This window comes from Kitasatospora sp. NPDC004723 (assembly GCF_040609255.1).
GTDB lineage: Bacteria > Actinomycetota > Actinomycetes > Streptomycetales > Streptomycetaceae > Kitasatospora.
In genome coordinates this window covers 60,449-85,447 of sequence record NZ_JBEXJT010000026.1, presented here as the reverse complement: position 1 = coordinate 85,447, position 24,999 = coordinate 60,449, and the positions used below count along the sequence as shown (strand labels likewise).

Below are 24,999 nucleotides of genomic sequence, written 5' to 3'. Positions count from 1 at the left end.
GCCGTGAGCAGCACGCCCAGCCCCACCCGCACCACGCCCAGCCCGTCCGACACCGACGGCATCGCCTGGGTGCTGACCCCGCTCCTGGAGCTGCCCGGTGTCGTGCACGCGCTGATCGCCACCGGCGACGGCCTGGTCGAAGCCGCCTCCGACGGCCTCGCCCGCGCCTCCGCCGAGCGGGTCGCCGCGATGACCGCCACCGTGCACGCCGCCGCCAGGGCGTTCACCACCGCCTTCACCGACGCCGAGCAGCCCCGGCTGGCGCAGACCGTCGTCGAGTCCGAGCTGGGCTTCGCCGTCGTCGTCCCGGCCGGCGAGAACACCTCGCTCGCGGTGTTCACCACCCCCGACGCCCAACTCGGCAACGTCGCCTACCAGATGCAGGTCCAGGTCGCCGCCCTGGGCCGGGCACTGGCCAGCCCGGCCCGGCGGCAGGACGCCCCCGCCCGGTCATGACCGCCACTCCCCGCAGGCGGATGGTGCCTGCCTACCTGGTCACCGGCGGCCGCACCCGCCCGGGCGGCGACGGCTTCGAACGGCTCACCGTGCTGTTCGCGACCGGCGCCGACCGCCCGGCGGCGCTCGCGGAGCTGGAGGCGGAGCACCACCGGCTCTGGGACCTCTTACGACCCGGCGCGCTCACCGTGGTCGAGGCCGCCGCGCACCTGCGGCTGCCGGTCAGCGCCACGGTCTTCCTCGCGGCCGATCTGGTCGAGGCGGGCTGCCTGCACGCCCGCGCGCCGATCCCCCGCGCCCAGCAGACCGACCGCTCCCTCGTCGAGAGGCTCCTCGTTGGACTCCGCACTCTCCGGTAACCCGCCCGGCCCGGGGCGGCCGGACCGGGTGGGTTACCTGCCCGACCCCGAGCAGACGCTGATGAAGCTGGTGGTCGCCGGCCCGTTCGGCGTCGGCAAGACCACCTTCATCCGCACCCTCTCGGAGATCCCGACCCTGCACACCGAGGAGGCGATGACCGAGACCGGCGCCCCCGTCGACGACGTGGCCGGCCTGCCCGGCAAGACCACCACCACGGTCGCGGTCGACTTCGGCCGGCTCACCCTGCCCGGCGAACTGGTGCTCTACATGTTCGGCACCCCCGGCCAGCGCCGGTTCTTCCCGCTCTGGCAGGACATCGCCCGCGGCGCCATCGGCGCCCTCGTCCTGGCGGACACCCGCCGGCTCGCCGACTCCTTCGAGATCATGGACATGGTCGAGGAGCAGGGCCTGCCCTACGCGGTCGCCGTCAACCGCTTCCCCGACTCGCCGGTGCACCCGGCCGCGGTCCTGCGCAGCCACCTCGACCTGCACCCCAGCACCCCGCTGGTGCTCTGCGACGCCCGGGAGCGCGGCTCCAGCCTGGACGCCCTGATCGCGCTCACCGAGCACGTCCTGCACGGCCTGCCCGCCTCCGCACCGGCCCCGGAGCAGCCATGACCACCGACCCCGCGCACCCCCCGGCCGCGCTGCACGGCCCGGCCTTCGCCGCCGACCCGCAGGCCGTCTACGAGCGGCTGCGCCGCCAGGGCCCGGTCGCCGAGGTGGAGATCGCACCCGGCGTCACGGCCCTGCTGGTCATCGACTACCAGGCCGCCCTGGACCTGCTGCGCGACACCGACACCTTCTCCAAGGACTCCCGCGCCTGGCAGCGGACCGTCCCGCCGGACTCCCCGCTGCTGCCGGTGCTCGGCTACCGGCCGACCGCCCTGTTCAGCGACGGCGCGACGCACGCCCGCTACCGGCAGGTGATCACCGACGGCCTGGCCCTGCTGGAACCGCACCTGCTGCAGCGCCGGGTCGCCGAGGTCGCGCACCGGCTGATCGGCGCCTTCGGCGGGACCGGCTCCGCCGACCTCATCGCCGACTACGCCCGCCGGCTGCCCGTGCACGTCCTCACCACCGGCTTCGGCGTGCCCGACGAGCACCGGGAACGGCTGGTGGCCGGCATCGTCGGCTCCATCGAGTCCACCCGGCAGGCGGTGGCCGCGTACACGGACCTCGTCGAGGTGGTCACCGGGATGGTCGCCGAGCGCCGCGAACGCCCCCGGCACGACCTCACCTCGTGGTTCCTCACCCACCCGGCCGGGCTGGACAACGACGAGGTGGTCCGGCAGATCACCCTCACCATGATCGCCGGCAACGAGCCGACCACCAACCTCATCGGCAACGCCCTGCTGCGCCTGCTCACCGACGCCCGCTACGCCGGCTCGCTGTTCGGCGGGGCGATGACGGCGCACCAGGCGATCGACGAGGTGCTCTGGCACGAGCCGCCGCTGGCCAACCTCTCCGCCCACTACCCGCGCGTCGACGTCACCTTCCACGGCCGCGCCATCCCGGCGGGATCGCTCGTCCTGGTCTCCTACGCGGCCGCCAACTCCCAGGCCGCCCCGCCCGCCGCCACCGCCGACGGCGTGGACACCGCTGGGCTGCGCAGCGGCGGCTCCGCCCATCTGGCCTGGGCGGCCGGCCCGCACGCCTGCCCGGCCCGCGACCCCGCCCTGCTGATCGCGATCACCGCGATCGAGCAGCTGACCAGCCGGATCGGCGACCTCGAACTCGCCGAGCCCGCCGACGCCCTGCACCGGCGTCCCGGCCCCTTCCACCGTGCCCTGGTCCGCCTCCCGGTCCGCTTCACCCCGGTCGCCGGATAGCGCGGGGCCCGGGCACCCCACGGGTACCCGGGCCCCTCCACGCGTTCACGCGTTCCTCGTCACTCCGCCGGCTTCAGCGTGAGCGAGACCGAGTTGATGCAGTACCTCTGGTCGGTCGGCGTGCCGTAGCCCTCACCCTCGAAGACGTGGCCGAGGTGCCCGCCGCAGCGGGCGCAGCGGACCTCGACCCGGCGCATGCCGAGCGAGGTGTCCTCGATGTACTGGACGCGGTCCCCGGCGAGCGGCGCGTAGTAGGACGGCCAGCCGCAGTGGCTGTCGAACTTGGTCTCCGAGCTGAACAGCTCGGTGCCGCAGGCCCGGCAGCTGTAGACGCCGACGGTCTTGGTGTCGGTGTACTCGCCGGTGAACGGGCGTTCGGTGCCGGCCTCCCGCAGGACGTGGTACTCCTCGGGGGAGAGTTGGGCGCGCCACTCGGCGTCGGTCTTCTCGATCTCGTAGCTCATGACGGCTCCCGGTCGGGTGACTCAGACGTTGGTGGCAACGTTCGACAGGTGCCCGAGGATTTCCGGACCCAGGTTGGTGACGTCCCCCGCACCCATGGTGAGCAGCAGGTCGCCCGGGCGGGTCAGGGCGGCCAGCACCGCGGGGGCGGCCGCGAAGTCGTGCTCGGCGGTCACCTCGGCGCCGGCCCGGCGGGCGGCGTCGATGATCAGCTCGCTGGTGACGCCGGGGATCGGGTCCTCGCGGGCCGGGTAGATGTCGAGCACCACGGAGGCGTCGGCCAGCGCCAGCGCGGCGCCCATCTCCTCGGCGAGCTGCTGGGTGCGGCTGAACAGGTGCGGCTGGAAGACCACCAGCACGCGCCCCTCGGTGGCCTCCCGGATGGCCTCCAGGTCGGCGGTCATCTCGGTCGGGTGGTGGGCGTAGGAGTCGATCACCTGGACGCCGCCCGCCTCGCCCTTGAGCTGCAGGCGGCGGCGCACGCCGGTGTAGGCGCCGAGCGCCTTGGCCAGGTCGGCGGCCGGCACACCCAGGGCGACACCGGCGGCCAGCGCGGCGACCGCGTTGTGGGCGTAGTGGCGGCCGGGCACCGAGACGGTGAAGCCCAGCTCGGCGCCGTCCAGCAGTACGGTGACCTCGCTGGTCATGCCGCGCGGGACGACCGACAGGACGCGCAGGTCGGCGTCCTCGGCGGCGCCGACGGTGACCACGTTCAGGTCCGCCCGGCCGCGGACGCGGCCGGTCAGCTCGCGGGCGCCGTCGTGGTCGGCGGAGACGACCAGGGTGCCGCCGGGGACGATCCGGCCGACGAACGTCTCGAAGGACTCGTGGATCTCGTCGATCGAGGCGTAGTTGGCGTGGTGGTCCAGCTCCACGTTGAGCACGATCGCCACCTCGGGCGCGTACTTGTGGAAGCTGCGGTCGCTCTCGTCGGCCTCGGCGACGAAGATCTCGCCGGTGCCGTGGTGGGCGTTGGAGCCGGGCGCGTCGAGGTCGCCGCCGATCGCGTAGGACGGGTCCAGGCCCAGCTCGCCGAGGGCGACGGCGAGCATGCTGGTGGTGGTGGTCTTGCCGTGCGTGCCGGCCACGGCGAGCGCCCGGCGCCCGCCCATCAGCGCGGCCAGCGCGTCCGAGCGGTGGACGACCGGGATGCCGCGCTCGCGGGCGGCGGCCAGCTCCGGGTTGTCGGCGCGGATGGCGCTGGAGACGACGATGCTGCTCGCGCCGTCCGGCACGTGCTCGGCGGCGTGCCCGATGTGCACGGTGGCGCCGAGCGCGCGCAGCGCGCGGACGGTCTCGGACTCCTTGGCGTCGCTGCCGGAGACGCCGGCCCCGCGCACCGCGAGGATCTTCGCCAGACCGGACATCCCGGCGCCGCCGATGCCGATGAAGTGCGGGGCGTGCAGGTCGTGCGCGGCGTCGTTCAAGGCGGGGCTCCGTACGGGCGGGGGGTCAGGGGAGGGCGGACGGCGTGCGAATCGTCCTCGCGGGCCGGACCGCGCCGGACCGCAAGGACGATTCTGCACCACTTCGGGGTCGCGTCAGGAGTCGCTGGCGAACAGCCGCAGCACCGGCACGCCCACCTTGTGGCGCGCCTGGGAGGCCCAGTCGCGGTGGAAGAACTCCTCCACGAAGTGCGGGGAGGTGAGCACCACCACCTCGTCGGCCTGGTGCTCCTCCACCACGGCGCGCAGCCGCTCCAGCGGCGACTCCTCGACCAGCTCGCCGACCGCCTCGGCACCGGCCCGCCTCAGGTGGCGCAGGCTGTGCTCCAGCGACTCGGTGGCGACCGTCGGCCCGCTCTCCGACTCGTCGTGCTCGCGCACCACCTTGTCCAGGTGGCCGAGGGCGACGTCGTCCAGCGCCCGCAGCAGTTCGTCCTGCTTGCCGCGCGGCTGCATCAGGACGACGAAGGACACCTTCTCCTCGCTGTGGAGCGTGGTGACCAGCTCCACGTCCGCGTCGGAGAGCGCCTTCTCGATCATCAGTACCGTCTTGAACACGTGAATCCCTTCCAGTCGCCGGCCCCCGGGCTCCGGCTTCGCATCCCATACTGCCCGGCGGAAGCTTTCCGCACGCTGCCCACCCGGCACACGGGCCACGCGGAGGGGGCCGCAAGTGGGAGCGGGATCACGGTTCGGAGGTCACGGGGTGGGCGGACGCAGGTAGCGGGTGAAGAGGAATCCTTTCTGCTCGATCAATGAGACCAGCCGCATCCGCTGCACCTCGGGCATGCGCGCGCCGTGCAGGATGCGCGGCGCGTCGCCGCCCGTGACCAGCGGCGCCAGCGACAGGCACAGCTCGTCCAGCAGGTCCTCGGCGGCCAGCTGCCCCAGCAGCCGGGGCCCGCCCTCGGTCAGCAGCCGGGTCCAGCCCCGGTCGGCCAGCGCGGCGACCGCCGCCCGCAGGTCCACCGCGCCGACGCCGGCCGTGATCACGTCGGCCACCTCGGCGACCTCCGCCACGGTGGACGCCGGGGCGTCCTCGGTGGTGATCACCACAGTGCGCACCAGCGGCTCGGTGAACAGCGGCGCCGCGAGGTCCAGCTCCAGCGAGCGGCTGACGATCGCGATCACGGGCGCCGGCGCCTGCCCGGCCGCGCGGCGCGCCCCGGCGAAGTCGGCCCGCGCCCGGGCCGGCCGGTACCCCTCGGCGCGCACCGTCTCGGCACCCACCAGCACCACGTCCGACAGCGCCCGCAGCACACCGAAGATCCGCTTGTCGGCCTCGCTGGAGAGGCCCTCGGACAGCCCGTCCAGCCGGGCCCCGCCGTCCAGCCCGGCCACCATGTTGGCGCGCAGCCAGGGACGCCCGTGGTTCACCTGCCCGGGGTACGCGTAGACGGCGGCCAGCGCCTCCAGCGAACTCGGGTCGTCGAAGGTCTCCGCCACCGGGCTGATCAGCTGTTGCATGCCCCCAGTCTTCCACCGGGAGCTGCACCGGGTGCTCGTCCCGGGGGCCTCCCGACCAGGCGTACCCTTTATCACCGTGTCCGCACCTTCCCGCCCCGCCACCGCGACCGCGCCGATAGCCCTCACCGCCCGGCGCCCCGTCGTCCCCGCCGAGCGCCTGGTCGCCGAGATGGTGCCGCCGCCGCGCTTCTCCGACGTGAGCTTCGGGACGTACATCCCGGACCAGGCCCAGCCCAGCCAGTACGAGGCCGTGCAGGTCCTGGAGGAGTTCGCCGGCACGCTCAACAGCGGAAACGGTTCCGCCCCCAAGCGCAGCTGGTTCCGCCGCTCCGCCCCGGCCCCGGCCGGCCCGGCCGGCATCTACCTGGACGGCGGCTACGGCGTCGGCAAGACCCACCTGCTCGCCTCGCTCTGGCACGCGGCCCCCGGCCCCAAGGCCTTCGGCACCTTCGTCGAGCTGACCAACCTGGTCGGCGCGCTCGGCTTCCAGCAGGCCGTACAGACCCTGTCCGGGCACAAGCTGCTCTGCATCGACGAGTTCGAGCTCGACGACCCGGGCGACACCGTCCTGGTCTCCACCCTGCTCGGCCGCCTGGTGGAGAACGGCGTCAAGCTCTGCGCCACCTCCAACACCCTGCCGGAGAAGCTCGGCGAGGGCCGCTTCGCCGCCGCCGACTTCCTGCGCGAGATCCAGGGCCTGTCCGCGCACTTCCGCCCGATGCGGATCGACGGCCAGGACTACCGCCACCGCGGCCTGCCGGACGCCCCGCCGCCCTACCGGCCCGCCGAGGTCGACGCCGTCGCCGCCCGCACCCCGGGCGCCTCCCTCGACGACTTCGACGCCCTGCTCGCCCACCTCGCCGCCGTCCACCCCAGCCGCTACGGCGCCCTGCTGGACGACGTCACCGCCGTCTGCCTGCGCGACGTGCGCCAGGTCGACGACCAGTCCACCGCCCTGCGCCTGGTCGTCCTCGCCGACCGCATGTACGACCGCGAACTCCCCATCACCGCCTCCGGCCTCCCCTTCGACCGGGTCTTCCCCGAGGAGATGCTCCGCGGCGGCTACCGCAAGAAGTACCTGCGCGCCATCTCCCGCCTGGTCGCCCTCGCCCGGGACAGCGCCCGGAACTGAGGGCGTGACCTGCTTCCTGGCCGGGCGTTTCTCCCCGTGGCAAAGCGGGGTCGACCCCACCCTGCCGCTGATCGAGCGGCTGGCCGCCGCCTTCGACTCGGCGGTCCGCATCGACCCGGCGGGGGAGCCCGCCATCAGGTTCGAGGCCCACGCGGCCTGAGTGATCGGTGCTCGGTTGTCGGTGGTGGGTCGTACGGTGGAGGCGTGCGACCCATCACGAGTATTGAGCGGTCAGTGACGCCCTTCGAGGTCGTCAGTCCCTACCAGCCCAACGGTGACCAGCCGGCGGCGATCGCGGAGCTGGAGCGGCGGATCCGGGGCGGGGAGAAGGACGTCGTCCTGCTCGGTGCCACCGGTACCGGCAAGTCGGCCACCACGGCCTGGATGATCGAGAAGCTGCAGCGGCCCACCCTGGTGATGGCGCCGAACAAGACGCTGGCCGCGCAGCTGGCGAACGAGTTCCGCGAGCTGCTGCCGAACAACGCGGTCGAGTACTTCGTCTCGTACTACGACTACTACCAGCCCGAGGCGTACGTCCCGCAGACGGACACCTACATCGAGAAGGACTCCTCGATCAACGAGGAGGTCGAGCGGCTGCGCCACTCGGCGACCAACTCGCTGCTCACCCGCCGGGACGTGGTCGTGGTCGCGTCCGTCTCCTGCATCTACGGCCTCGGTACGCCGCAGGAGTACGTGGACCGGATGGTGCGGCTGAAGGTCGGCGAGGAGATCGACCGGGACGTCCTGCTCCGGCGCTTCGTCGACATCCAGTACACCCGCAACGACCTCGCCTTCACCCGCGGTACCTTCCGGGTGCGCGGCGACACCATCGAGATCTTCCCGGTCTACGAGGAACTGGCCGTCCGGATCGAGATGTTCGGCGACGAGATCGAGGCGCTGTACACGCTGCACCCGCTCACCGGCGAGATCATCAGCCAGGACGACTCGGTGTACGTCTTCCCGGCCTCGCACTACGTGGCGGGCCCGGAGCGGATGGAGCGCGCGGTCAACGGCATCGAGAAGGAGCTGGAGGAGACCCTCGCCCGGATGGAGAAGCAGGGCAAGCTGCTGGAGGCCCAGCGGCTGCGCATGCGCACCACCTACGACATCGAGATGCTCCGCCAGATCGGCACCTGCTCCGGCGTCGAGAACTACTCGATGCACTTCGACGGCCGCGAGCCCGGCTCCCCGCCGAACACCCTGCTCGACTACTTCCCGGAGGACTTCCTCCTGGTGATCGACGAGTCGCACGTCACCGTCCCGCAGATCGGCGCGATGTACGAGGGCGACGCCTCGCGCAAGCGCACCCTGGTCGAGCACGGCTTCCGGCTGCCGTCCGCGATGGACAACCGCCCGCTGAAGTGGGAGGAGTTCCTGGAGCGGATCGGCCAGACCGTCTACCTGTCGGCGACCCCGGGCGCGTACGAGCTGTCGCGCGGCGACGGCCAGGTCGAGCAGATCATCCGCCCGACCGGTCTGATCGACCCCGAGGTGATCGTCAAGCCGACCGAGGGCCAGATCGACGACCTGGTGCACGAGGTCCGCAAGCGGGTGGAGAAGGACGAGCGCGTCCTGGTCACCACGCTCACCAAGAAGATGGCCGAGGACCTCACCGACTACATGCTCGGCCTGGACATCCGGGTGCGGTACCTGCACAGCGACATCGACACGCTGCGCCGGGTGGAGCTGCTGCGCGAGCTGCGGGCCGGCGAGTACGACGTGCTGGTCGGCATCAACCTGCTCCGTGAGGGCCTGGACCTCCCGGAGGTCTCGCTGGTGGCGATCCTGGACGCGGACAAGGAGGGCTTCCTGCGCTCCGGCACCTCGCTGATCCAGACCATCGGCCGCGCCGCCCGCAACGTCTCCGGCCAGGTGCACATGTACGCGGACCGGATCACCGCGGCCATGGAGAAGGCGATCGAGGAGACCAACCGCCGCCGGGAGGTGCAGCAGGCGTACAACAAGAAGCACGGGATCGACCCGCAGCCGCTGCGCAAGAAGATCGGCGACATCCTGGACACCCTCGCCCGCGAGGACGTGGACACCGGCGAGCTGCTGTCCAGCGGCTACCGCGGTTCGGGCGGCGGCAAGGGCGGCAAGGCCCCGGTGCCGGCGCTGGGCGCCGAGCGCAAGCCGGCGAAGTCGCTGCCGGCGGCCGAGCTGGCCGAACTGATCCAGTCGATGACGGAGCGGATGCACGCCGCCGCGGTCGACCTTCAGTTCGAGGTGGCGGCCCGGCTGCGCGACGAGGTCAAGGAGCTGAAGAAGGAGCTGCGGCAGATGCGCGAGGCCGGTATCGCGTAGCGGCCCCGGAACGGCTCGCGGCCCCTTCCGCACTCCCTTCCGCGCCCCCTTCCACGACGGTGCCCGCCGGGCCCGGCCGGTGACGTCCCCGGTCAAGCCCGGCGGTGTCTCAGCCCTGCCACAAACGGGTACAGGGCGGACAGCTCGCCCGACCGCAGGGCCTAGGCTGGCCTGCGGCGCCGCTCCGGGACGGGCGGGCCGGAAGAGGGGGCCTCAGCCGGGGGACGGCAACGGGGTGTTCCACCGTGGAGCCGGCGCGGGTGCCCGCGCGGCCGGGCAGAGAGGACATGCGCCGTGTCGGTGAACCTTGCCAAGGGCCAGCGGGTCAGTCTGCAGAAGGGGCCGGGGGAGACGCTCACCATCGTCCGGATGGGCCTGGGCTGGAAGGCGGCGCCCCGGCGGGGCCTGTTCGGCAGCCGGACCCGGCAGATCGACCTGGACGCCTCGGCGCTGCTGTACGAGGAGCGGACCCCGTCCGACGTGGTGTTCTTCCAGCACCTGCAGAGCGCCGACGGCTCGGTGCGGCACACCGGGGACAACCTGGTCGGCGGGTCCGGCGCGGGGGAGGACGACGAGTCGATCCTGGTGGACCTGGTGCACGTGCCGCCGCAGATCACCCAGGTGGTGTTCACGGTCAGCTCGTACACCGGGCAGACCTTCGCCGAGGTGCAGAACGCGCACTGCCGGCTGGTGGACGAGTCGACCGGGCTGGAGCTGGCCCGCTACGAGCTGACCGGCGGCGGCCCGCACACCGGCCAGGTCATGGCGAAGGTGTTCCGGGACGGCAACGGCGGCTGGGAGATGCAGGCGATCGGCGCCCCGGCCAAGGGGCGGACCTTCCAGGACCTGCTGCCGGCCATCGAGCCGTTCCTCTGACCTCTGCGGTGGCCCTTCCGCGGTCGCGGCCCTGACGGGTCTTTACCTTCTTTACCTTTCTTTGGGGATGCTGTTACCCTTCTTGCAGCGGAGGGGAGTATTCCCACGCAGTCGTCCCGTCATCACGGGCGCCCGTCGCGGCGCCCCGGGGCGCTGGTCCGCGGGTGCGCCGGCGCGCGTCCGACGGGCGGAAGAGACCTCCGGCAAGTGACGATGACTGTCTCGCCTACCTGCCGGAGGAGCAGTAGTGGACGTTTCCGTAAGCCTTTGGGTCGGCACCATCGCGGTGCTGTTGGCCCTGATCGTGGCCGATTTCTTCATCGGCGGCCGCAAGCCGCACGAGGTGTCGATCAAGGAAGCCGGCATCTGGACCACGGTCTGGGTGGTGCTGGCGGCGATCTTCGGCGGTTTCCTCTGGTGGCACTCCGGCTCGACGCCGGCCGGTGAGTTCTTCGCCGGCTACATCACCGAGAAGTCGCTCAGTGTCGACAACCTCTTCGTCTTCATCCTGATCATGGGCAAGTTCGCGGTGCCGAAGATCTACCAGCAGCGTGTGCTGATGTTCGGTGTGATCATCGCGCTGGTGCTGCGTGCGGTCTTCATCGCCGGCGGCGCCGCGCTGGTCGCCCAGTTCTCCTGGGTGTTCTTCATCTTCGGCGGCTTCCTCATCTGGACGGCCTGGAAGCTGATCAAGGAGGCGCGGGCCGACGAGGAGGACGAGGAGTTCGAGGAGAACCGCCTCCTCAAGTCGATCGAGAAGCGCTTCCCGTCGACCGACAAGTACCACGGCACCAAGCTCTTCATCCGGGAGAACGGCCGCCGGCTGATGACCCCGATGCTGATCGTCATGCTGGCGATCGGCACCACCGACGTGCTGTTCGCGCTGGACTCGATCCCGGCGATCTTCGGCCTGACCCAGGACCCGTACATCGTCTTCACCGCCAACGCCTTCGCCCTCATGGGCCTGCGCCAGCTGTACTTCCTGATCGGCGGCCTGCTGAAGAAGCTGGTCCACCTCTCGTACGGCCTGTCGGTGATCCTCGGCTTCATCGGCGTGAAGCTGGTGCTGCACGCGCTGCACGAGCAGGGCGTGCACGTGCCGGAGATCGGCATCCCGTTCTCGCTGGGCTTCATCGTGGTCGTGCTCGCCGTCACCACCGTGACCAGCCTGATGGCCTCCAGGAAGGCAGCCCTGGCCGAGCAGGGCGAGCCCCAGAAGCTGGACGCCTGACCCCCCCCACCCCCCGAACCGGGCGGGCCCGCGACCGAGCAGTGGTCGCGGGCCCGCCCCTTGTGCGTCCGGGGGCTACCAGCCGCGCTCGCGCCACTCGGCGAGGTGGGGGCGCTCGGTGCCGAGGGTGGTGTCGTTGCCGTGGCCGGGGTAGACCCAGGCCTCGTCCGGGAGGGCGTCGAAGATCTTCTCGTTGACGTCCCGGAAGAGGCTCTCGAAGGCCGTCCGGTCGCCCCAGGTGTTGCCGACCCCGCCGGGGAACAGGCAGTCGCCGGTGAAGACGTGCGGGTGGCCCTGCGGGTCGTCGTAGACCAGCACGATCGCCCCGGGGGTGTGGCCGACCAGGTGCCGGACGGTCAGCGCGCAGCGGCCCACGGCGAGGGTGTCGCCGTCGGCGAGCGGCAGCGCGGTGGGGACGTCGATGCCCTCCGCGTCGTGCTCGCCGGCCGCGGTGCGGGCGCCGGTGGCGGCGACCACCTCGGCCAGCGCGTTCCAGTGGTCGCGGTGCCGGTGGGTGGTGACGACGGTGGCCAGGTTCTCGCCGACCGTCTCCAACAGCACCGGTGCGTCCGCCGCGGCGTCGATCAGCAGCTGCTCGTCGGTGTCGCGGCAGCGCAGCAGGTAGGCGTTGTTGTCGTAGGGGCCGACCGCCACCTTGGTGATGATCAGATGCGCCAGCTCGCGCACGTCCGGCGGCCCGCCGACCTTGACCGCTCCGTGGTACGTCATCCGTCCGCTCCTTGTCGGGCTACAGGGTTCGAGGTCATCCTCGCGCCTGGCGGGCCGCTCAGCCCAGCGGGGGGAGGGTGGGCAGTGCGGTGTCGGGGGTGCGGCGCAGGCCGTCGCCGTCGGCGCGGCCGGAGAGCCAGGCGAGCAGGGCGCGGACCGGGCCCTCGACGGTCAGGGCGGGGACGCCGGTGCCGATCACGGCGCGCTCGGCGGTGTCGTCGGCGAACAGCTCGACGGCGGGCAGGTCGGCGCCGGACAGCTTGCCGGCGAGCCGGCGGAACTCGGCGGCGGCGAACTCGGCCGGCCAGTGCGCGGGGGTGTAGCCGGCGTCCAGGTCGACGTGGTGGTACTCGACCTCCATCAGGCGCCTCCAGGGGATCTCGTACGCGGGGAAGCGGTAGCCCTGGCGGTGCCGGACCTCGGCGGCCCAGGCATCGGCGGGCAGCAGGGCGGCGGCCGCGGTGAAGTGCCCGCCGGTGGCGCTCAGGTCGGCGAGCTGGACGTCGGCCGGGCGGGGCGCGCCCTCCTCGATGCCCAGGTCGCGGGCCTCCTCGTTCGGGTACTGGGGGATGTCGGTGCCGGTGCGCGCGCCGTCCAGCAGGTTGACCAGGGAGTCGGCGTTGCGGGCGAGGTGGGCCAGGACGTGGCCGCGGGTCCAGCCGGGCAGGGCGGAGGGCTCGGCGACGGCGTCGGGCCCGAGCTCGGCGACGGTGTGCAGCAGGTGCCGGGTGCTCTCCTCGACGAGCGCCAGGTTGCGCGCGGCGCGGGCGGCGGCGGAGGAGGGGGCCGCGACGGAGCGGGCTGCGGCGGACTGCGGGTCGGTCATGGATCGGCCTTCCGTGGGGACGGCGCGTTGCCCGCACGGGGCTCCGCTCGTTGAAGGGGGCGACGCCGGGGACGCCGGGGACGACGCTACCCCCGTTCCCCGGCGCTGAGCAGGGGCTTTTGCGAACCGCACGGCAAGGCTCCGCAAGCCGTCCTCACTCGTTCGGGTGGACCCGGCTGGACAAGGTCGTTAATCGAACGCGTGAGCTAGTAGGCTGGCTGCCGCATCCTGGAAGAAGCACACCTTCGTTTCCCCCAGCCCTCTCGCCCCGGAGAAAGGCGCCAGAAGCAGTGGCCGACCGCCTCATCGTCCGCGGTGCTCGCGAGCACAACCTCAAGAACGTCTCGCTCGACCTGCCCCGCGACTCCCTCATCGTCTTCACGGGCCTCTCCGGCTCCGGCAAGTCCTCGCTCGCCTTCGACACCATCTTCGCCGAGGGCCAGCGCCGCTACGTCGAGTCGCTGTCCTCCTACGCCCGCCAGTTCCTCGGCCAGATGGACAAGCCCGACGTGGACTTCATCGAGGGCCTCTCCCCGGCCGTCTCGATCGACCAGAAGTCCACCAACCGCAACCCGCGGTCGACCGTCGGCACCATCACCGAGGTCTACGACTACCTCCGCCTGCTGTTCGCCCGGATCGGCAAGCCGCACTGCCCGCACTGCGGGCGCCCGATCGCCAAGCAGTCCCCGCAGGCCGTCGTCGACAAGGTGCTCGAACTCGCCGAGGGCACCCGCTTCCAGGTGCTCAGCCCGGTGGTCCGGGAGCGCAAGGGCGAGTTCGTCGACCTCTTCGCCGACCTCCAGTCCAAGGGCTACGCCCGCGCCCGGGTGGACGGCGAGACGGTCCAGCTCGCCGAGCCGCCCAAGCTCAAGAAGCAGGAGAAGCACACCGTCGAGGTGGTGATCGACCGCCTCACCGTCAAGGAGAGCGCCAAGCGCCGACTGACCGACTCGGTGGAGACCGCCCTGCGGCTGAGCGGCGGCATGGTCGTGCTCGACTTCGTCGACCTCCCCGAGGACGACCCCGAGCGCGAGCGGATGTACTCCGAGCACCTCTACTGCCCCTACGACGACGTGTCGTTCGAGGAGCTGGAGCCGCGCTCGTTCTCCTTCAACTCGCCGTTCGGCGCCTGCCCGGACTGCTCCGGCCTCGGCAACCGGATGGAGGTGGACCCGGAGCTGGTGGTGCCCGACGAGGAGCGCTCGCTGGACGAGGGCGCCATCCACCCGTGGTCCGGCGGCCACACCAAGGAGTACTTCCAGCGGCTGATCGACGCCCTCGCCGGCGAGCTGGGCTTCCGCACCGACATCCCCTGGGCCGGGCTGCCGGCCCGCGCCAAGAAGGCGCTGCTGTACGGGCACAAGCACCAGGTGCAGGTCCGCTACCGCAACCGCTACGGGCGCGACCGCTCCTACAGCACCGGCTTCGAGGGCGCGGTGCCGTTCATCCAGCGCCGCCACCAGGAGGCCGAGAGCGACTCCAGCCGCGAGCGCTTCGAGGGCTACATGCGCGAGGTGCCCTGCCCGACCTGCCGGGGCACCCGGCTCAAGCCGGTGGTGCTCGCGGTCACCGTCGAGGACCGCTCGATCGCCGACGTCTCCTCGATGTCGATCAGCGACTGCTCGGACTTCCTCGGCGCGATGAAGCTGAACGCCCGGGACAAGCAGATCGCCGAGCGCGTCCTCAAGGAGGTCAACGAGCGGCTGCGCTTCCTGGTCGACGTCGGCCTGGACTACCTCTCGCTGGACCGCGCGGCCGGCACGCTCTCCGGCGGCGAGGCCCAGCGCATCCGGCTCGCCACCCAGATCGGCTCCGGCCTGGTCGGCGTGCTCTACGTGCTGGACGAGCCGTCCATCGGCCTGCACCAGCGCGACAACCACCGGCTGATCGAGACCCTCGTGCGGCTGCGCGACATCGGCAACACGCTGATCGTCGTCGAGCACGACGAGGACACCATCAAGATGGCCGACTGGGTGGTCGACATCGGCCCCGGCGCCGGCGAGCACGGCGGCAAGGTGGTGCACTCCGGCTCGCTGAAGCAGCTGCTCGGCAACAAGGAGTCGCTGACCGGCCAGTACCTCTCCGGCAAGCGCTTCATCCCGATCCCGCAGGAGCGGCGCGCGCGTGACAGGAAGCGCCAGCTCACGGTGCACGGCGCCCGCGAGCACAACCTCAAGGACGTCACGGTCGGTTTCCCGCTGGGCACCTTCACCGCGATCACCGGCGTCTCCGGCTCGGGCAAGTCCACCCTGGTCAACGACATCCTCTACACCCACCTCGCCCGGGAGCTGAACGGCGCCCGCACGGTGCCCGGCCGGCACACCCGGATCACCGGCACCGATCTGGTGGACAAGGTGGTGCACGTCGACCAGTCGCCGATCGGCCGCACCCCGCGCTCCAACCCGGCCACCTACACCGGCGTGTTCGACCACGTCCGGCGGCTCTTCGCGGAGACCCAGGAGGCCAAGGTCCGCGGCTACCTGCCGGGCCGGTTCTCGTTCAACGTCAAGGGCGGCCGCTGCGAGAACTGCTCCGGCGACGGCACCATCAAGATCGAGATGAACTTCCTGCCGGACGTCTACGTGCCGTGCGAGGTCTGCCACGGCGCCCGGTACAACCGGGAGACGCTGGAGGTCCACTACAAGGGCAAGTCCATCGCCGAGGTGCTGGACATGCCGATCGAGGAGGCGCTCGGCTTCTTCGAGGCCGTCCCGGCGATCGCCCGCCACCTGCGGACGCTCAACGACGTCGGCCTCGGCTACGTCCGCCTCGGCCAGTCCGCGCCCACCCTCTCCGGCGGCGAGGCCCAGCGCGTCAAGCTCGCCTCCGAGCTGCAGAAGCGCTCCACCGGCCGGACCGTCTACGTGCTGGACGAGCCCACCACCGGTCTGCACTTCGAGGACATCAGCAAGCTCATCAAGGTGCTCACCGGCCTGGTGGACAAGGGCAACACGGTGATCGTCATCGAGCACAACCTCGACGTCATCAAGACCGCCGACTGGATCGTCGACATGGGCCCCGAGGGCGGCTCCGGCGGCGGCACCGTGGTCGCCGAGGGCACCCCCGAGGAGATCGCCGCCGTCGCGGAGAGCCACACCGGCAAGTTCCTGCGCGACATCCTGCCCGGCAACTTCGCCGACGCACCGGTCACCCCGGCCAAGGCCAAGGCCCCGGCCCGGGCGAAGGCCCCGGCCAAGGCCGCGGCGAAGACGCCGGCCAAGGCGAAGGCCCCCGCCAAGCGCGCCACGGCGGCGCGCAAGTAGCGCACGGCGCCCGGAACCCGCCGCGCCCGCATCCGCCCTCATCCGCCCGCCCCCGGCACCCCCGGGGGCGGGCGGATGAGGACGCATAGACTTCCGGGCGGCCCGCAGCCGCGGCGCCGCCGTCGAACCAGGAGCTCCCCGCCATGTCCGAGGCCCCCGAGAGCCAGGCCCCCGAAGGCCCCGCCCCCACCCGCCGCACCCTGCTCTGCGGAGCCGCGGCCGTCCTCGCCGCCGGCGGCACCCTCGCCGTCTCCGGCTGCTCCTCCTCCGCCTCCGACTCCGGCGCCGGTTCCACCGCCAAGACCCCGGTCGACGTCGGCCCCGCCTCCGCCGTCCCGGTCGGCGGCGGCACCGTCTACCGCGAGAAGAAGATCGTCGTCACCCAGCCCAGCGAGGGCCAGTACAAGGCGTTCAGCGCCAAGTGCACCCACGCCGGCTGCATCGTCGACCAGGTCAAGAACCAGAAGATCCAATGCCCCTGTCACGGCAGCCTGTTCGGCATCACCGACGGCGCCGTGCTGGACGGTCCGGCCCCGACCCCGCTGCCCGAGTACACCGTGGCGGTCGAGGGCGGCAACCTCAAGGTGACCCCCCGCTGAAGCAGTTGATCTCCCGCACGCGCCCCCGGCCCGAGTCGGTACGGTGGACCCATGGCTGACCCGTCCACCTACCGCCCGGCGCCGGGTGCGATCCCCGCCTCGCCCGGTGTCTACAAGTTCCGCGACGCCCACGGGCGGGTCATCTACGTCGGCAAGGCCAAGAGCCTGCGGCCCCGGCTCTCCTCCTACTTCCAGGACCTCGCCGGGCTGCACCCGCGCACCGCCACCATGGTCACCACCGCCGCCTCGGTGGAGTGGACCGTCGTCGCCACCGAGGTCGAGGCGCTCCAGCTGGAGTACTCCTGGATCAAGGAGTTCGACCCCCGGTTCAACGTCAAGTACCGCGACGACAAGAGCTATCCGGAACTCGCCGTCACCCTCGACGAGGAGTACCCGCGGGTCCAGGTGATGCGCGGCGCGCACAAGAAGGGCGTGCGCTACTTCGGCCCCTACGGCCACGCCTGGGCGATCCGCGAGACCGTCGACCTGCTGCTGCGCGTCTTCCCCGTCCGCACCTGCTCCAACGGCGTCTTCAAGCGCGCCCGCCAGGTCGGCCGCCCCTGCCTGCTCGGCTACATCGGCAAGTGCGCCGCACCCTGCGTCGGCCGGGTCTCGGCCGAGGAGCACCGCGCCCTCGCCGAGGACTTCTGCGACTTCATGGCCGGACGCACCGGCAACTACCTGCGCCGGCTGGAGACCGAGATGCAGGAGGCCGCCGCCGACCTGGAGTACGAGAAGGCGGCCCGGCTGCGCGACGACATCGGCGCGCTCAAGCGGGCCATGGAGAAGAACGCCATCGTCCTCGCCGACGCCACCGACGCCGACCTGCTCGCCGTCGCCGAGGACGAACTGGAGGCCGCCGTCCAGATCTTCCACGTCCGCGGCGGCCGGGTCCGCGGCCAGCGCGGCTGGGTCACCGACAAGGTCGAGGACGTCGACACCGCCGGCCTGGTCGAGCACGCCCTCCAGCAGCTCTACGGCGGCGGCAGCGAGTCCGTCCCCCGCGAGGTGCTCGTGCCCGCGCTGCCCGATCCCGTCGAGCCGGCGCGCGACTGGCTGAGCGGCCTGCGCGGCGCCCAGGTCGACCTGCGCATCCCGCAGCGCGGCGACAAGAAGGACCTCATGGCCACCGTGCAGCGCAACGCCCAGCAGGCGCTCGCGCTGCACAAGACCAAGCGCGCCTCCGACCTCACCACCCGCAGCCGCGCCCTCCAGGAGATCGCCGAGGCGCTCGAACTCGACAGCGTCCCGCTGCGCATCGAGTGCTTCGACATCTCCCACCTCCAGGGCGAGGACGTGGTCGCCTCGATGGTCGTCTTCGAGGACGGCCTGGCCCGCAAGAGCGAGTACCGCCGCTTCCAGATCAAGGGCTTCGAGGGCCAGGACGACGTCCGCTCGATGCACGAGGTGATCAGCCGCCGCTTCCGCCGCTACCTCCAGGAGCGCGAGCAGACCGGCGAGTGGGCCGTCCCCGAGGAGCCGGAGACGCCGGAGGACGGCCGGCACCCCGAGGACGGGCCGCGCACCGAGGACGGCCGCCCCAAGCGCTTCGCCTACCCGCCCCAACTGCTCGTCGTCGACGGCGGCCTGCCCCAGGTCGCCGCCGCCCGGCGGGCCCTGGACGAACTCGGCATCGACGACGTCGCCCTGTGCGGGCTGGCCAAGCGCCTGGAGGAGGTCTGGCTGCCCGGCGAGGACGACCCGGTCGTGCTCCCGCGCAGCAGCGAGGGCCTCTACCTGCTCCAGCGGGTCCGCGACGAGGCCCACCGCTTCGCGATCACCTACCAGCGCGGCAAGCGTTCCAAGCGACTCACCGCCGGAGAACTGGACTCCGTCCCCGGCCTCGGCGAGACTCGCCGTCAGGCGCTGCTCAAGCACTTCGGCTCGCTGAAGAAGCTCCGGGCGGCCACCGTCGACGAACTCTGCGCCGTCCCCGGCATCGGCCGCCGGACTGCGGAGACCGTTGCGGCGGCGTTGTCGTCCCGTACACCTGCCGCACCCGCCGTGAACACCGCCACGGGCGAGATCATCGAGGACGGCGCCGAAGAGCCGGCGCCCGCGGCGCCCGAGCCCGAGACCGCACCCATCCAGGAGACGCCATGACGGCCGACGCCGCCCGTCAGCCGGCGCGCCCCGAACCCACTCGTCCGAGTGAGCCGGGGAAGCACGCCCGCGCGACGCGCGTTTCCCACAGCAGAACCACCGAGAGCGGGGAACCGAAGTGACCGTGTCCGATTACGGCGGGACCGCCAGGCCCGAGGCCGGCGGCGAGAACACCCCGGAGCTGGTGATCATCTCCGGCATGTCCGGAGCGGGCCGCTCCACCGCCGCCAAGTGCCTGGAGGACCTGGGCTGGTTCGTGGTGGACAACCTGCCGCCGGCCCTCATCCCCACCATGGTCGACCTCGGCGCCCGCTCCCAGGGCAACGTCGCCCGGATCGGCGCCGTGGTGGACGTCCGCGGCCGGCAGTTCTTCGACGACCTGCTGACCTCGCTGGACGAGCTGGAGAAGCGCGGCGTGCGGCTGCGCGTCGTCTTCCTGGACTCCTCCGACGAGGCGCTGGTGCGCCGCTTCGAGAGCGTCCGCCGCCCGCACCCGCTGCAGGCCGACGGCCGGATCGTCGACGGCATCGCCCTGGAGCGCGACCTGCTGCGCGAGCTGCGCGGCGAGGCCGACCTGGTGATCGACACCTCCAACCTCAACGTCCACCAGCTGCGGGCCAAGCTCGACGCCCAGTTCGCCGACCACGACGAGCCCGAGCTGCGCGCCACCGTGATGTCCTTCGGCTTCAAGTACGGCCTGCCGGTCGACGCCGACCTCGTGGTGGACTGCCGCTTCCTGCCCAACCCGCACTGGGTGCCCGAACTGCGGGCCCGTACCGGCACCGACGCGGACGTCGCCGACTACGTCTTCCAGCAGCCCGGGGCCAACGAGTTCCTCAACGGCTACGCCGAGCTGCTGCGCATCATCACCGAGGGCTATCGTCGCGAAGGGAAGCGTTACATGACCCTTGCCGTAGGCTGCACCGGTGGCAAGCACCGCAGCGTCGCGATGTCCGAGCGCCTGACGAAGCGTCTCATCGCCGACGGTGTGGAAACGGTGCTCGTCCACCGTGACATGGGACGGGAGTAGCCGCCTCGCCCTGCCGGGCCGCCGGCGGAGGCCGGCGGCGGGCAACAGGAACGCGAGGTAGGTGTGACGGGATACGTGCCCGGGCGGCAGTTCCAGAACAGGACCGCCGACCGGAGTGGGGCCACGGCCCGGTCCATCGTGACCGGCCGGTCCCGCTCCGGGTCGGCCCGCACCGGCCCGTCCCGTCCCCATCCGGCGCCGCGGACCAGCCAGGCGGCCAGGACCAACCAGGCCCCGCGGATCACCGCGCTCGGCGGCGGCCAGGGCCTGTCCGCCTCGCTGTCCGCGCTGCGCCGGCTCACCACCGACCTCACCGCCGTGGTCACCGTCGCCGACGACGGCGGCTCCAGCGGCCGGCTGCGCGAGGAACTCGGGGTCCTGCCCCCCGGCGACCTGCGCAAGGCGCTCGCCGCGCTCTGCGGCGACGACGACTGGGGCCGCACCTGGTCCGAGGTGATCCAGCAGCGCTTCACCGGCACCGGCGAGCTGGGCGGCCACGCCGTCGGCAACCTGCTGATCGTCGCGCTCTGGGAGAAGCTCGGCGACCCGGTCGCCGCCCTGGACTGGGTCGGCCGGCTGCTCAACGTGCAGGGCCGGGTGCTGCCGATGTCGGCGGTACCGCTGGACATCGAGGCGGTCGTCCGCGGCCACGACCCGGCCTTCCCGGCCGAGCTGGCCGCCGTCCGCGGCCAGGCCAATGTCGCGGTCACCCCCGGAACCGTGCAGTCCGTCCGGCTCCTGCCGGACGAGCCGCCCGCCGTGCCGGAGGCGGTCACCGCCGTCCGCGAGGCGGACTGGGTGGTGCTCGGCCCCGGCTCCTGGTTCACCAGCGTGCTGCCGCACCTGCTGGTGCCCGAGCTGGCCAAGGCGCTCGTGGAGACCCGCGCCCGCCGCCTGCTCACCCTGAACCTGGCCCCGCAGCCCGGCGAGACGGAGGGCTTCACCCCGCAGCGTCACCTGGAGGTCATCGCCGACCACGCTCCGTCCCTCGCGGTGGATGCGATCCTGGTGGATGAGCGCGCCGTCACCGGCGGCGCCTTCGGCCAGGCGGACCTGGCCGGACTGGAAAAGGCCGCCGAGCGGATGGGAGCGGCCCTGGTGCTCGGCCGGGTCGCCCGTACCGACGGCACGCCGCGACACGACCCGGAGCTCTTGGCAGCCGCGTACGACCGGATTTTCCGGACACATGGAAGGATCGGGCCATGGCGATGACTCCAGCGGTGAAGGACGAAATCAGCCGGCTCCCGGTCACCCGGGCCTGCTGCCGCAAGGCGGAGGTGTCGGCGATCCTGCGGTTCGCGGGCGGGCTGCACATCGTGAGCGGCCGGATCGTGATCGAGGCGGAGCTCGACACCGGAGCCGCCGCCCGGCGTCTGCGCAAGGACCTGCTGGAGATCTTCGGACACTCCTCGGACCTGGTCGTGATGGCCCCCGGCGGCCTGCGGCGCGGCAGCCGGTACGTGGTCCGGGTGGTCAAGGACGGCGAACTGCTCGCGCGCCAGACCGGCCTCGTGGACGGCCGAGGCCGCCCGATCCGCGGCCTGCCCCCGGCCGTGGTCTCCGGCGCCACCTGCGACGCCGAGGCGGCCTGGCGCGGGGCGTTCCTGGCGCACGGCTCGCTCACCGAGCCCGGCCGCTCGTCCTCGCTGGAGATCACCTGCCCCGGCTCGGAGGCCGCCCTCGCCCTGGTCGGCGCCGCCCGCCGGCTCGGCATCCCGGCCAAGGCCCGCGAGGTGCGCGGGGTCGACCGGGTGGTGATCCGCGACGGCGACGCGATCGGCGCGCTGCTCACCCGGCTCGGCGCGCACGAGTCGGTGCTGGCCTGGGAGGAGCGCCGGATGCGGCGCGAGGTGCGGGCCACCGCCAACCGGCTGGCCAACTTCGACGACGCCAACCTGCGCCGCTCGGCCCGGGCCGCGGTGGCGGCGGGCGCCCGGGTGCAGCGCGCGCTGGAGATCCTCGGCGACGAGGTGCCCGAGCACCTGGCCGCCGCCGGCCAGCTGCGGATGCAGCACAAGCAGGCCTCGCTGGAGGAGCTGGGCGCGCTCGCCGACCCGCCGCTGACCAAGGACGCGGTGGCCGGCCGGATCCGCCGACTGCTGGCGATGGCCGACAAGCGCGCCTCCGAGCTCGGCCTGCCGAGCACCGAGGCCAACCTCACCGACGAGATGGCCCTCAACTGACGGCCGTCGACTGACGCCGGCCGTCGCCGTTCCGACGGTCCCGCCCGGTGCTTCCCCCTCCGCCGGTGTCCGCTTCCGCGGGCACCGGCGGAGCCGTGTCCGGAGGGTGGGACGGGGCCCCTGCCGAGGGTCCCGGACGGGGTCGGGACCAACTGCCCGGGAGGGCAAGGCCGGACGACCCGGATTGTTGTGAACACGCGCCACGCCAGGGGTTGCGCAGCCGCCTGATGTGCTCTACCCGGCCTCGGAGGGGTAGGGTCATAGGCGGTCGGGGACATCCCAAAATTCCACCCCGTCGGCATAGCGTCCGGCGTACCTAACGAGGAGATCGGTTCGTGACGATCCGGGTAGGCATCAACGGATTCGGCCGCATCGGCCGCAACTTCTTCCGTGCGGTTCAGGCCCAGGGCGCGGACATCGAGATCGTCGGTGTCAATGACCTGACCGACACCAAGACCCTGGCGCACCTGCTCAAGTACGACTCGATCCTGGGCACCTTCCCGGGCGAGGTGTCGCACACCGCGGACAGCATCACCGTCGACGGCAAGACCTTCAAGGTCGTCGCCGAGCGCGACCCGGCCAACCTCCCCTGGGGCGAGCTGGGCGCGGACGTCGTCATCGAGTCGACCGGCATCTTCACCAAGGCCGAGGCGGCGAAGAAGCACGTCGCGGCCGGCGCCAAGAAGGTCATCATCTCCGCGCCCGCCACCGACGAGGACATCACCATCGTCATGGGCGTGAACGACGACAAGTACGACGGTGACAAGCACACCGTCATCTCCAACGCCTCCTGCACCACCAACTGTGTGGCGCCGCTGGCCAAGGTGCTGAACGAGAGCTTCGGCATCGTCAAGGGCCTGATGACCACGGTCCACGCGTACACCAATGACCAGGTCACCCTGGACTTCCCGCACAAGGACCTGCGTCGCGCCCGCGCCGCCGCCCTGAACATCATCCCGACCTCGACCGGTGCCGCCAAGGCGACCGCGCTGGTCCTGCCGGAGCTCAAGGGCAAGCTGGACGGCACCTCGCTGCGCGTTCCGGTCCCGACCGGTTCGATCACCGACCTGGTCGTCACCCTGGAGCGCGACGTCACCGTCGCCGAGGTCAACGAGGCCTTCAAGAAGGCCTCGGAGACCACCCTCAAGGGCATCCTGCAGTACACCGAGGACCCGATTGTCTCCTCCGACATCGTGAACTCGCCGTTCTCCACGATCTTCGACTCGCTGCTGACGATGGCCCAGGGCAACCAGGTCAAGATCTTCGGCTGGTACGACAACGAGTGGGGCTACTCGAACCGCCTCGTCAACCTGACCACCCTCGTCGGTGCCGGGCTCTGACGTAGCGGGAGCTGACGTGAAGTAGGGGGGAGGGCCCGGAAGGCATGTGCGAAGCCGACCGGGCCCTCCGTCTGCGCACCCTCAACTCCCCATGGACGGCACAACGTTGTGTCGTCCCCTGCTCCACCATCTCGCCAGGAGACCGAAGACCGTGAAGACCATCGAAGATCTGGACGTCGCCGGTAAGCGCGTGTTCGTCCGCGCGGACCTCAACGTCCCGCTTTCCGACGGCACGATCACCGACGACGGCCGGATCCGTGCCGTCGCCCCGACCATCGCCAAGCTCGTCGAGCGCGGCGCGAAGGTCGTCGTCGCCTCCCACCTCGGCCGTCCCAAGGGCGCGCCGGACCCGCAGTTCTCCCTCGCGCCGGTGGCCGTCCGCCTCGGTGAGATCCTCGGCAGGCCGGTCGCCTTCGCGACCGACACCGTGGGCGAGAGCGCGAAGGCCACCGTCGCCGCCCTGGCCGACGGCGAGGTCACGCTGCTCGAGAACCTGCGCTTCAACGCCGGTGAGACCAGCAAGGACGACGCCGAGCGCAGGGCCTTCGCCGAGCAGCTGGCCGCCCTGGCCGACCTCTACGTGGGCGACGGCTTCGGCGCGGTGCACCGCAAGCACGCCTCGGTGTTCGACCTGCCGGCGCTGCTGCCGCACGCGGTCGGCGACCTGATCGCCACCGAGGTGGGCGTGCTCAAGCGCCTCACCGAGGACGTCGAGAGCCCGTACGTGGTGGTGCTCGGCGGCTCCAAGGTCTCCGACAAGGTCGGCGTGATCGAGAACCTGCTGAAGAAGGCCGACCGGATCCTGATCGGCGGCGGCATGGTGTTCACCTTCCTCAAGGCCCAGGGCCACGAGGTCGGCGTCTCGCTGCTGCAGGAGGACCAGATCCCGACCGTCCAGGGGTACCTGGCGGAGGCGAAGGAGCGGGGCGTCGAGTTCGTCCTGCCGACCGACGTCGTGGTCTCCACCGGGTTCCCGGACCTCAAGACCAAGGCCCCGGCCCCCCACTCGGTCGTCGCCGTGGACGCGATCCCGGCCGACCAGCTGGGCCTGGACATCGGCCCGGAGAGCCGCAAGCTGTTCGCGGAGAAGCTGGCCGACGCGAAGACGGTGTTCTGGAACGGCCCGATGGGCGTCTTCGAGCACCCGGACTTCGCCGCCGGCACCGCGGCCGTCGCGCAGGGCCTGCTCGACAGTGACGCGTTCTCCGTGGTCGGTGGCGGGGACTCCGCCGCGGCCGTCCGCATCCTGGGCTTCGACGAGACGAAGTTCGGGCACATCTCGACCGGCGGTGGCGCGAGCCTGGAGTACCTGGAGGGCAAGCAGCTCCCCGGTCTCACCGCCCTGGAAGGCTGAATCTCGC

At 72.0% G+C, this 24,999-nt stretch carries 23 protein-coding genes; 17 read left to right on the top strand and 6 right to left on the bottom strand.

The features are described 5' to 3' along the window. The first annotated feature begins 3 nt into the window (after positions 1-3). The 4 genes from ABZW10_RS23790 (at position 4) to ABZW10_RS23775 (ending at position 2,648) form a co-directional block, all read left to right on the top strand. Entirely contained in the window at positions 4-456 is a 453-nt protein-coding gene (locus ABZW10_RS23790; RefSeq protein ID WP_355369171.1) for a roadblock/LC7 domain-containing protein, read from the top strand. Continuing rightward, the gene (locus ABZW10_RS23785) at positions 453-815 is read left to right on the top strand and encodes a DUF742 domain-containing protein (RefSeq protein ID WP_355369169.1); all 363 of its coding nucleotides are present in this window, start codon (positions 453-455) and stop codon (positions 813-815) included. The genes ABZW10_RS23790 and ABZW10_RS23785 overlap by 4 nt, the downstream gene beginning before the upstream one ends. Before the next feature lie 61 nt (positions 816-876). Continuing rightward, complete coding sequence (locus ABZW10_RS23780) at positions 877-1,434, top strand: ATP/GTP-binding protein (RefSeq protein WP_355369232.1); 558 nt, start codon at positions 877-879, stop codon at positions 1,432-1,434. Beyond that, complete coding sequence (locus ABZW10_RS23775) at positions 1,431-2,648, top strand: cytochrome P450 (protein WP_355369167.1); 1,218 nt, start codon at positions 1,431-1,433, stop codon at positions 2,646-2,648. The genes ABZW10_RS23780 and ABZW10_RS23775 overlap by 4 nt, the downstream gene beginning before the upstream one ends. A 59-nt stretch (positions 2,649-2,707) precedes the next feature. On the opposite strand, the gene msrB is transcribed toward ABZW10_RS23775, so the two are convergent. The 4 genes from msrB to ABZW10_RS23755 form a co-directional block, all read right to left on the bottom strand. After that, positions 2,708-3,112 carry a peptide-methionine (R)-S-oxide reductase MsrB gene (msrB, locus tag ABZW10_RS23770; protein ID WP_355369165.1) on the bottom strand — a complete coding sequence of 135 codons (405 nt, stop codon included), beginning with the start codon at positions 3,110-3,112 and terminating at the stop codon, positions 2,708-2,710. Between the two features lie 21 nt (positions 3,113-3,133). Beyond that, a complete protein-coding gene (murC, locus tag ABZW10_RS23765) occupies positions 3,134-4,516 on the bottom strand; it encodes a UDP-N-acetylmuramate--L-alanine ligase (RefSeq protein WP_355369230.1) in 1,383 nt (460 codons plus the stop codon). A 135-nt stretch (positions 4,517-4,651) separates the two neighbouring features. Next, the gene (locus ABZW10_RS23760; protein ID WP_355369163.1) at positions 4,652-5,113 is read right to left on the bottom strand and encodes an indole-3-glycerol phosphate synthase; all 462 of its coding nucleotides are present in this window, start codon (positions 5,111-5,113) and stop codon (positions 4,652-4,654) included. Between the two features lie 141 nt (positions 5,114-5,254). Next, positions 5,255-6,022: a pyrimidine reductase family protein gene (locus ABZW10_RS23755; RefSeq protein ID WP_355369161.1), complete on the bottom strand. Its 768-nt coding sequence runs from the start codon at positions 6,020-6,022 to the stop codon at positions 5,255-5,257. 76 nt (positions 6,023-6,098) lie between these two features. On the opposite strand from ABZW10_RS23755, the gene zapE reads away from it, so the two are divergent. The 5 genes from zapE (at position 6,099) to ABZW10_RS23730 (ending at position 11,565) form a co-directional block, all read left to right on the top strand. Beyond that, on the top strand, positions 6,099-7,154 hold the full coding sequence (gene zapE / locus ABZW10_RS23750) for a cell division protein ZapE (RefSeq protein ID WP_355369159.1): 1,056 nt from the start codon (positions 6,099-6,101) through the stop codon (positions 7,152-7,154). Between the two features lie 4 nt (positions 7,155-7,158). Beyond that, entirely contained in the window at positions 7,159-7,314 is a 156-nt protein-coding gene (locus ABZW10_RS23745; RefSeq protein ID WP_355369157.1) for a hypothetical protein, read from the top strand. A 44-nt stretch (positions 7,315-7,358) separates the two neighbouring features. Continuing rightward, positions 7,359-9,458: an excinuclease ABC subunit UvrB gene (uvrB, locus tag ABZW10_RS23740; protein ID WP_355369155.1), complete on the top strand. Its 2,100-nt coding sequence runs from the start codon at positions 7,359-7,361 to the stop codon at positions 9,456-9,458. 294 nt (positions 9,459-9,752) lie between these two features. Then, positions 9,753-10,334: a TerD family protein gene (locus ABZW10_RS23735; RefSeq protein ID WP_355369153.1), complete on the top strand. Its 582-nt coding sequence runs from the start codon at positions 9,753-9,755 to the stop codon at positions 10,332-10,334. A 247-nt stretch (positions 10,335-10,581) separates the two neighbouring features. Further along, the gene (locus ABZW10_RS23730; RefSeq protein ID WP_355369151.1) at positions 10,582-11,565 is read left to right on the top strand and encodes a TerC family protein; all 984 of its coding nucleotides are present in this window, start codon (positions 10,582-10,584) and stop codon (positions 11,563-11,565) included. Positions 11,566-11,640: 75 nt separating this feature from the next. On the opposite strand, the gene ABZW10_RS23725 is transcribed toward ABZW10_RS23730, so the two are convergent. Together ABZW10_RS23725 and ABZW10_RS23720 are read right to left on the bottom strand one after the other, a co-directional pair. Further along, positions 11,641-12,294, bottom strand: a complete 654-nt coding sequence (locus ABZW10_RS23725; RefSeq protein ID WP_355369149.1) for an MBL fold metallo-hydrolase — start codon at positions 12,292-12,294, stop codon at positions 11,641-11,643. Between the two features lie 58 nt (positions 12,295-12,352). Continuing rightward, on the bottom strand, positions 12,353-13,120 hold the full coding sequence (locus ABZW10_RS23720) for a maleylpyruvate isomerase family mycothiol-dependent enzyme (protein WP_355369147.1): 768 nt from the start codon (positions 13,118-13,120) through the stop codon (positions 12,353-12,355). A gap of 290 nt (positions 13,121-13,410) precedes the next feature. Between ABZW10_RS23720 and uvrA the strand changes: the two genes are divergently transcribed. The 8 genes from uvrA to ABZW10_RS23680 all read left to right on the top strand — a co-directional run bounded on the left by uvrA (position 13,411) and on the right by ABZW10_RS23680 (position 24,992). Beyond that, positions 13,411-16,383 carry an excinuclease ABC subunit UvrA gene (gene uvrA, locus ABZW10_RS23715; protein WP_355369145.1) on the top strand — a complete coding sequence of 991 codons (2,973 nt, stop codon included), beginning with the start codon at positions 13,411-13,413 and terminating at the stop codon, positions 16,381-16,383. Positions 16,384-16,526: 143 nt separating this feature from the next. Beyond that, entirely contained in the window at positions 16,527-16,982 is a 456-nt protein-coding gene (locus ABZW10_RS23710; protein WP_355369143.1) for a Rieske (2Fe-2S) protein, read from the top strand. Between the two features lie 51 nt (positions 16,983-17,033). Beyond that, positions 17,034-19,085 carry an excinuclease ABC subunit UvrC gene (gene uvrC, locus ABZW10_RS23705; protein ID WP_355369141.1) on the top strand — a complete coding sequence of 684 codons (2,052 nt, stop codon included), beginning with the start codon at positions 17,034-17,036 and terminating at the stop codon, positions 19,083-19,085. Positions 19,086-19,284: 199 nt separating this feature from the next. Then, complete coding sequence (rapZ, locus tag ABZW10_RS23700) at positions 19,285-20,115, top strand: RNase adapter RapZ (RefSeq protein ID WP_355369228.1); 831 nt, start codon at positions 19,285-19,287, stop codon at positions 20,113-20,115. Between the two features lie 240 nt (positions 20,116-20,355). After that, positions 20,356-21,327, top strand: a complete 972-nt coding sequence (gene yvcK / locus ABZW10_RS23695; protein ID WP_355369226.1) for a uridine diphosphate-N-acetylglucosamine-binding protein YvcK — start codon at positions 20,356-20,358, stop codon at positions 21,325-21,327. After that, positions 21,318-22,298, top strand: coding sequence for a DNA-binding protein WhiA (gene whiA, locus ABZW10_RS23690; RefSeq protein ID WP_209411690.1), 981 nt, complete (start codon positions 21,318-21,320; stop codon positions 22,296-22,298). Before yvcK ends, whiA begins: the two co-directional genes overlap by 10 nt. A gap of 335 nt (positions 22,299-22,633) precedes the next feature. Next, complete coding sequence (gene gap, locus ABZW10_RS23685) at positions 22,634-23,638, top strand: type I glyceraldehyde-3-phosphate dehydrogenase (protein WP_355369138.1); 1,005 nt, start codon at positions 22,634-22,636, stop codon at positions 23,636-23,638. Between the two features lie 151 nt (positions 23,639-23,789). After that, positions 23,790-24,992, top strand: a complete 1,203-nt coding sequence (locus tag ABZW10_RS23680; protein ID WP_355369136.1) for a phosphoglycerate kinase — start codon at positions 23,790-23,792, stop codon at positions 24,990-24,992. Positions 24,993-24,999 lie beyond the last annotated feature (7 nt).